This window comes from Mojavia sp., from assembly GCF_059505145.1.
This window is the reverse complement of the sequence record NZ_JCACKA010000017.1, coordinates 1-6,218: the sequence shown is the minus strand read 5'-3', so window position 1 is coordinate 6,218 and position 6,218 is coordinate 1. Positions and strand designations below refer to the sequence as shown.

6 protein-coding genes are annotated in these 6,218 nt (G+C 42.4%); 2 read left to right on the top strand and 4 right to left on the bottom strand.

Annotation, left to right across the window (positions count from 1 at the left end; all coding sequences use genetic code 11):
- A partial coding sequence (locus AC5JL8_RS01635) for a thermonuclease family protein (protein WP_495878036.1) occupies positions 1-226 on the bottom strand: 226 nt, incomplete at its 3' end.
- Between the two features lie 114 nt (positions 227-340).
- Between AC5JL8_RS01635 and AC5JL8_RS01630 the strand changes: the two genes are divergently transcribed.
- Together AC5JL8_RS01630 and AC5JL8_RS01625 are read left to right on the top strand one after the other, a co-directional pair.
- On the top strand, positions 341-907 hold the full coding sequence (locus tag AC5JL8_RS01630; protein ID WP_495878035.1) for a hypothetical protein: 567 nt from the start codon (positions 341-343) through the stop codon (positions 905-907).
- 426 nt (positions 908-1,333) lie between these two features.
- Positions 1,334-4,441, top strand: coding sequence for an ATP-binding protein (locus AC5JL8_RS01625; RefSeq protein WP_495878034.1), 3,108 nt, complete (start codon positions 1,334-1,336; stop codon positions 4,439-4,441).
- A gap of 122 nt (positions 4,442-4,563) precedes the next feature.
- On the opposite strand, the gene AC5JL8_RS01620 is transcribed toward AC5JL8_RS01625, so the two are convergent.
- From AC5JL8_RS01620 to AC5JL8_RS01610, 3 genes are all read right to left on the bottom strand, one after another.
- A complete protein-coding gene (locus AC5JL8_RS01620; protein WP_495878033.1) occupies positions 4,564-4,713 on the bottom strand; it encodes a hypothetical protein in 150 nt (49 codons plus the stop codon).
- A 93-nt stretch (positions 4,714-4,806) separates the two neighbouring features.
- The gene (locus AC5JL8_RS01615; RefSeq protein ID WP_495878032.1) at positions 4,807-5,055 is read right to left on the bottom strand and encodes a hypothetical protein; all 249 of its coding nucleotides are present in this window, start codon (positions 5,053-5,055) and stop codon (positions 4,807-4,809) included.
- 471 nt (positions 5,056-5,526) lie between these two features.
- Entirely contained in the window at positions 5,527-5,814 is a 288-nt protein-coding gene (locus AC5JL8_RS01610; protein WP_495878031.1) for a Mo-dependent nitrogenase C-terminal domain-containing protein, read from the bottom strand.
- Between the last annotated feature and the right edge of the window lie 404 nt (positions 5,815-6,218).

The following is a 6,218-nucleotide window of genomic DNA, read 5'->3' as shown; positions in this document are numbered from 1 at the left end:
GCTGGAGACGAGACTTGGATTGCTGACCCCAAGGATTTTGTTTGAGTTCGGGTGCGTCAATGCAACCGAGCCGAACAGTAATTGTCTGGCCCTGCTGATTACGGACTCTTAAGGTATCCCCATCACCCACGCTAACTACTATCATCTTGGGCAGGCTAGTTTGCGCTACAGTTGATAATCCAGAGAGCAGCATTCCTAATGCTGCAAGAATGGCAACTTTGTTCATTAGTTTATGTAAATTCGGTTATTATGCTGTATCAAAGGTAACTTGCGTTGACTTCTGAACCTGTGATATAGATCAGCGTTAGAGAACTATGATTATTGTGTATAATTATTAACTATGAAATTATTTAAGTACTCAGTTAATCTTGCTTCCTATTGCGTTGTCGCCTGTATTATCGCTTCTTGGGATGTGGTAATTGCTCAACCCAAACCTTCACAAACCAATTCGGGAATAAAATTAACAGTGCTTCAGTTAAAAGTTTTGCGCTCGCTAGGGTTAAAAGTAGCGTTACCAACTTACGTAGGAGCAAATTTTAGTGCTGAGAAAGTATTGGTTGAGGCTGGGCGCGAAAATGTTCAGAGCTTGCGTTACCTAGTTGTTTACCAAAATTTCAGTGCAGATAAATGCTTTGCCATTGAGTCAGCATCTGGTGGCATTGGTGACTTGCCCTCTGGGTCGCGCAGTTACCCAATAAATTCTCCGATATTTGGAAAAAGCGTTTTGGAGCTAGGATTATACGGTAATGCTAAACAACCAACATTGCTATCGCAGTGGCTAGGTTCACAAAATGGCCCCTTTTATAGATTTGTTGGTACTGGAGTAGTACCGGAATTGTCTAATTGTAGTAACGTTACTCCCCAAGAAGCAGTCAAAATTTCTCAATCGATTCGATACTTAAACTAATCGGCTACGGCATTGGGTCAGGAGTAATCGCACTCCACTACCAACAGAGCGCGATCGCACAGGGATATCCGACTGGTCTGTTTATCAATTCCTGCAAGAGTGGGGCTAAGGGCAAGAATACTGTCACTGCTGATGTCAGTGCGTGGTTCGAGTGGGCGCGAAGGCAGAGAATTGTGCTGGCGATGTCAGGTGGAGTCGTGTATACGCGCTTGGGGGGAGGCTGTGGAGTTACAAGAGATGATGCGGCGGTTTGAGATGCAGATAAACTAAGAGCAATTTAAGAAGAGTGATTTGACTGCGGGCTGATCAAAATTTTAATCAATAATTTTCTTGGCTGTCTTAGTGTTGTTAATTTATTAGCTGTATAGTAAAAATTAACTTGATATTAACAGTCTAATAAATAGATGGCTGTGATCTAAAAGTTCTATGAGTTCATCCCAAAATATTACTCCAGCAGCCGCACAAACAGAAGTTTTAATTACAGAGGTACTGGCTAGTCGTCGGGCTAGACAGCCAGACTTAGCGGCAGAGAACCAAGCTCTTCGTACCCTGTCCCAACACCTAAAAGACGAACCGCAATTGCTCCTCAAAACTCTAGTGCAAATTGGGCGGGACTTATGCCAAGCTGATAGTGCCGTAGTTAGCCTATTGGAAAGACAGGCGGATGGGGAATCAAGATTTCGCCCTGTAGCGAGCGCAGGTGCATTAGAGTTCTTAGAGCAAACAAAGACTGCTGGTAATTTTAGTCTGTGTGGCACAACGTTGGCTTCGAGAAAAGTACAACTGTATTCTTATCCAGAACGCTATTTTACCGATCTGTACCATTCACAATTCCCGATTGTCGAAGCACTGTTAATTCCGTTATGGAGCAATAATCAACCACTAGGTATCCTTTGGTTAATCTCGCATCAGGAGATACGAAAGTTTGATGGTGAAGATGCGCGGCTGATGAGTTCTTTAGCAGATTTTAGTGCTGGTGCATTGTCAAGCCTGAATCATTGGCATCAAAAGTTAGAGAATGCTGTACTTCAACAACAGGCAATTAGAGAGCAACTGCATCACACTCAAACGCAGCTAGAGGCGGTGTTAGCCAACGTCCCTGGAATAGTGTACCGTTATTCACCCCTTGAAGAGCGTCCTTATCAACTTACGTTTGTCAGTTCTGGCTGTTGTGGACTATCGCCATTAGAGGCGCAATCAATTGTCAAGGATAAAAATTCGTTTGTGAAATTAATTCATCCAGATGATTTAGCGTCATTTGAAATTTCAGTCAATCATGCTGTAGAAAATTGTTCACCTTGGAAGTGGCAAGGACGAATTATTACGCCATCAGGGAAAGTCAAATGGATTGCCGGTAGTTCCAATACTGTACCAACAGATGAAGGAAAGGCATGGGATGGGATAATCATTGACCTCTCCAATCATAAAAAAGCAGAAGCGGCGTTGCGCCAAAGCGAGGAGTTTAATCGGCAGATACTCGACAGTAGCGACGATTGCATTCAAGTGTTGGATTTATCTGGGCAGCTATTGTACATCAACCCAGGTGGGCAGCAAATGCTTGAGATCGACGAACTTACGCCTTGGTTAAATCGTTCATGGAGTGAATTTTGGCAAGGAAATGACTCACAAGCGGCAATAGATGCGATTTCCCATGCCAAAGCCGGGCAAGCCTTTACTTTTACAGCTGCTCGCTCAACTAAAACAGGCGAAATAAAATGGTGGGACAACAAAGTGACTCCCATTAGAGGAGCCAATAGGCAAGTTGAAAAGTTATTATGTATCTCCCGTGACATTACAGCGCGTCGCCAAGCAGAAATTGAGCGAGAATATCTGCTGGCTTGTGAGCAAAACTACGCTCAACAATTGCAGGGATTGACAAAAGCAGCACTATCAATCAATTCTGCCCTTTGTGTGGAAGAAGTTCTACAACTAATTACCCAGCAGGCAGCAGCGATTATTGGCACTCACCAGTGTGTTACCAGCATGACGATTAATCAAGATTGGCCCCATGCAATCAATGCGATGTACTTTTCCAATAAGTACGCTCAATGGCAAAACTACCATGCTTCCCCAGAGCGGTTGGGCATCTACGCCTGTGTTTGTGAGCGAAATCGCCCAATGCGAATGACGCAAGCTCAACTAGAATCTCATCCCCATTGGCAGGGTTTTGGCAAAGAAGCACTTAATCACCCACCCATGCGGGGATGGCTGGCAGCACCGTTGACCCGACGAGATGGGCACAACATGGGGTTAATTCATCTGTCGGACAAATATGAAGGCGAGTTCACCGCCGAAGATGAAGCAATTTTAGTACAGTTGGCACAAATAGCATCCATCACTGTTGAGAATGTCCAACTTTACCAAGCACAGCAGCAAGCACGCTTAACAGCCGAAGCATTACAACAAGAGGCTCAAGTCGCTAACCGAGTCAAAGATGAGTTCTTGGCAGTGCTGTCCCACGAGTTACGCACTCCGCTCAATTCCATCTTAGGTTGGTCGAGTTTTCTACAAAGCTACAAGCTCTCTGCGGCAAAAATAGAGCAAGGTTTAGCAGCAATTCAACGCAATTCTCATTTGCAAGCTCAACTAATAGAGGATCTATTAGATGTTTCCCGGATTTTGCGCGGCAAACTCATACTCAATGTTACCTGTGTCGATCTGGCTGCCTTAATCCGGGCAGCGATGGAAACAATGCAACTAGCGGCGCAAGCAAAGTCAATCACGCTGCAAGCCATAATTAAACCGGATATTGTTCTGGTTACAGGTGATGCCACTCGCTTGCAACAAGTAATTTGGAATTTAGTGTCTAACGCAGTCAAATTTACCCCGATTGGTGGACAGGTCAATGTCCATTTACAACAGCTAGGCACTGCCGCCCAAATTAGGGTTAACGATACAGGCAAGGGTATCGCTCCTGATTTTTTAGCTTATATTTTCGACTACTTCCGCCAGCAAGATGGCTCAACTACTAGAAATTTTGGTGGGTTAGGATTAGGTTTAGCGATTGCTCGTCACTTAGTAGAACTGCATGGTGGCACAATTAAAGCCGAAAGTTCTGGAATTGACCAAGGAGCCACCTTCACCGTTGAGCTACCACTTGTGTCTGTTGCCTCAACAACACTACAGGGAAAAAGACTAGTAGATTTATCTGTTGATTTAAGTAGTATTAGCATTTTAGTCGTAGATGACGATCCCAACACGCTAGAATTTACTAGTTCTGTGTTAGAGCAGCATGGAGCTAATGTCACTACAGTTTCTAGTGCAACAGATGCTTTAATCGTACTTCAGCAATCCAATTTTAATGTTTTACTTAGTGATATTGGGATGCCGAATATTGATGGTTATATGTTGATACAACAACTGAGAAATTTGTGGTCGCAATATCGATATCTAAAAGCGATCGCTTTAACTGCTTATGCTGGGGAGATTAATCAGCAACAGGCACTTAAAGCTGGCTTTGACCTGCATATTTCCAAACCAATCGAGCCATTAGCACTAGTCAAAGCTATCTCCAGCTTGGTTCGCTCTGCTTAGAGGCCCGTGCAAAAATAAATTGCTTGCTGCTTTGCTCGACCTCCGGTCGTCGCAGCCCAAAACTGGGATATATAGGTTACTTGCATAAATAAAGCCTGGCCAATTTATTCCAGCGGGGATGCTTAGAGGGTGTTTGATGGCAGTGTTGGTGTGTAGAAAATACGTAAGGATTGGGGGCAAACACTGCCATTTCTCAAAATCTCTACAAACAGGCGTGCGAGCGCCGTTTCTAGTTTTATAACTATGTCGAAAAAGGCCATTCGTACTTCCATGCAATTACTGCCTTGATGCATAGGAACAGAAGCGGCACAATGCAGCTTTCTTGAGCAGAGGATATAGTTGTTGTGCTTTGTGTCATGATTTTTTTAGCGATTTCTTTTGTCGGCGATTGCATTTTCTTGGTATGCAATCGCCCTTTCTACATTCGTGATGATGCCGCGTTCATGTTCGCGGAGCGTCTGTGAAACAGAAGTGATGCCCTGTATAGCTGTTTGAATCTGCGCCAGGAAATACTCAATAAGTACAGTTTTTGAGGTCAAATCACTGTTGTTTATTGGGTTTATTTCACCCTTAAACCTGTTTTTTGGTACGCCTACTGCCGTCGTTTTTACCAAAAAGCCCAGTCATGATGACTGGGCTTTCGATGGGGTTATATTGACCCGATACTTAGTTATAAAAGTTCTCTATAAGTTGTATTCTGCTTCAAATCGCTACAATTATATAAGTAGCTACAGAAAACAACTAACTGCATTTCGCTATATCCTACTGAGCGTACAACTAAATTGATATAAGAAAATACACTGAAATTTCCAAGGAAACTACCCGCGACCTATGTAATTCTAGAGTTTTGCTTAAGTATATGCTGCTGTCAGCTGAGGCAACATTAGAACTAACTAAAAATGTGAGATTAATACATTTAAAATTCTACTTTTACCGAAAAATTTATTTGTCTGATTTGGGTATATTTAAACTTAATTTTTTTCCCAAAAAGCTTAGGTTTTCCAGATGCTTCACAACAAGAATAAACCTCTAATTTTCTGTAAAAAAGATTCTACCAACTTGGTTTTTATTAATTAAACTTATATTTAGCAATATTTCGTCACATCTTCGCCACATTCATCTGCTAAATACACCAAACACTTAAAACGAAGACTAACGATTTGTTCATAAAGGGGGTTTAATTTGCACAAAGGTGGAATGTGAAAAAGTGTCCGTCCTAAAATTGATACAGTGCGTTCAAATGGGCAATGAGAGGGAATGACTTTACACAAGAGTCTGGCAAGTTTATTATCATGTATTTCTATAGACTCAAGCTGATACCGGATTTGGTTTAATAAGCTGTTATTCAATTGAGCTTGATTTGATAAATTCATAAATTCACTCTCCTTGAATCAATCTCTACTCCTTTAAGAGTATATCCAAAGATAGAGAAAAACATCGTAAAATTACGAAACTATTTTTTTGTTTTTTAAAAGTTAATTGAAAACCTAGTAAATTCGCTGAGAAAGTACAACAAGTGGCTTTGTTGCAGCTAACAACAATCAGAAGCAGCCGCCAGTGTATGTGCTCCCGCGTGATTGCTAGCTTAGCATCTGTGCTGAGTGCGTTTGAGTAGGAGCGATAGCTGCGCCAACATCAAAAGCGAACACTGTGATGGTTTCTCTGCGCGAATGCTTTATTATGGCTGTGGTCGGATTGGGTCAACACCATTGTCATACCAGCAACTTCAAGGGGCGACAAGAGAGCTAAAGTGCTTGCTGTATAAGCTTCATAGCTC

What these genes read in the sequence shown, in the direction of transcription:
- AC5JL8_RS01630 (WP_495878035.1), top strand. Translation starts at nt 341, where the DNA reads ATGAAATTATTTAAGTACTCAGTTAATCTTGCTTCCTATTGCGTTGTC.
- AC5JL8_RS01620 (WP_495878033.1), bottom strand. Translation starts at nt 4,713, where the DNA reads ATGGAAGTACGAATGGCCTTTTTCGACATAGTTATAAAACTAGAAACG.
- AC5JL8_RS01610 (WP_495878031.1), bottom strand. Translation starts at nt 5,814, where the DNA reads ATGAATTTATCAAATCAAGCTCAATTGAATAACAGCTTATTAAACCAA.
- AC5JL8_RS01625 (WP_495878034.1), top strand. Translation starts at nt 1,334, where the DNA reads ATGAGTTCATCCCAAAATATTACTCCAGCAGCCGCACAAACAGAAGTT.